Source organism: Acidovorax sp. KPB24-07 (assembly GCF_057543315.1).
The window spans coordinates 1-1,137 of record NZ_BAAJYS010000709.1 but is presented as its reverse complement, the minus strand read 5'-3'; the positions used below and the strand labels follow the sequence as shown (position 1 = coordinate 1,137).

At 72.9% G+C, this 1,137-nt stretch carries 1 protein-coding gene and 1 pseudogene; one reads left to right on the top strand and one right to left on the bottom strand.

The features are described 5' to 3' along the window. A partial coding sequence (locus AC27IQ_RS25180; RefSeq protein WP_487091249.1) for a pyridoxal-phosphate dependent enzyme occupies window positions 1-613 on the bottom strand: 613 nt, incomplete at its 3' end. A 287-nt stretch (window positions 614-900) separates the two neighbouring features. On the opposite strand from AC27IQ_RS25180, the pseudogene AC27IQ_RS25175 reads away from it, so the two are divergent. Then, a pseudogene (locus AC27IQ_RS25175) lies at window positions 901-1,137 on the top strand (CBS domain-containing protein); the annotation flags it as partial.

The following is a 1,137-nucleotide window of genomic DNA, read 5'->3' as shown; positions in this document are numbered from 1 at the left end:
CGGGCTCCAGCGCCACCACGTGCGCGCGGCTGTCGCACCACGCGGCCACGCCGGCGATCAGCCCGCCGCCGCCCACGCTCACCAGCACGCTGTCGGGCAACCGGTCGCCCGCCTGGCTTTCCATCTCCAGCGCCAGCGTGCCGGCACCGGCCACGACTTCGGGCTGGTCGTACGCATGGTTGAGCAGCGCGCCGGTGGCCTGCTGGCGCGCCAGGCAGGCCTGCAGCGCTTCGGAATACGCAGCGCCGGTCACCACCACTTCGGCGCCCAGGGCCCGCAGACGGGCGCGCTTGGCCTCCGGCGAGATCTCGGGCACGAACACCTCGCAGCGCACGCCCAGCGCGCGCGCCGCGGCCGCCGTGGCAATGCCCGCGTTGCCGCCCGAGGCGATGATCACGCCGCTCTCGGGCACGGGATTGGCCAGCATGCGGTACAGCATGCCCCGGGCCTTGAAGCTGCCGCCCACCTGCAGATGCTCCAGCTTGAGCCACACCTGCGCGCAGTCCACGCCCAGCGCGCTGCCGCTCAACTGCAGCAGCGGGGTGGTACGAAGAAAGCCGGCCTGTGCGGCCAGGCGCTGGTGTGCAGTGGAGATGGCGGAGCGATCGATCATGAGGGGGCCTTTGGCGAATCGAAAAGAAAGACCGTGCTCGCACGGCCCCGCACGAAGAACGACGGGCAACGGGCTTGCGGCACACGAAACCGTCGAGTGTATGCAGCGCACCAGGCGCCCGCCACGCACTCGCCGCACACCCGCCACGTGAAGCCATCGAAGCCCGCCGCCCTCCCCCGCCATGCCCCGGCTTTCCGCGGCCCCAGCATCTGCCGATACCATGGACCGCCGATCGCGGCGTGCACGGCGGTGTGCACGCCGGTGCAGCGGCATGGCAGGAGATGGCGATGTTCTATGTGTTCGGGCCTTCGGGCCAGATGTACCGCGGCGGGCCGGAGCAATTGGCGCAGGTGGCGCCCGTGCGGCGGGTGCAGCGGCCCCAGGCACTGCGCACCCGCTCCGCCGACCCCGAGGCGGCTCCGTTCCCCCCGGTCCCCCGCGCCGGCCCCCGACCCCCGCCCCGGTCGAACCTGCGCGCGCAGGAGGCCGTGAGCGCCTACGCGCAGACCGAGCAGGGTCCGCAG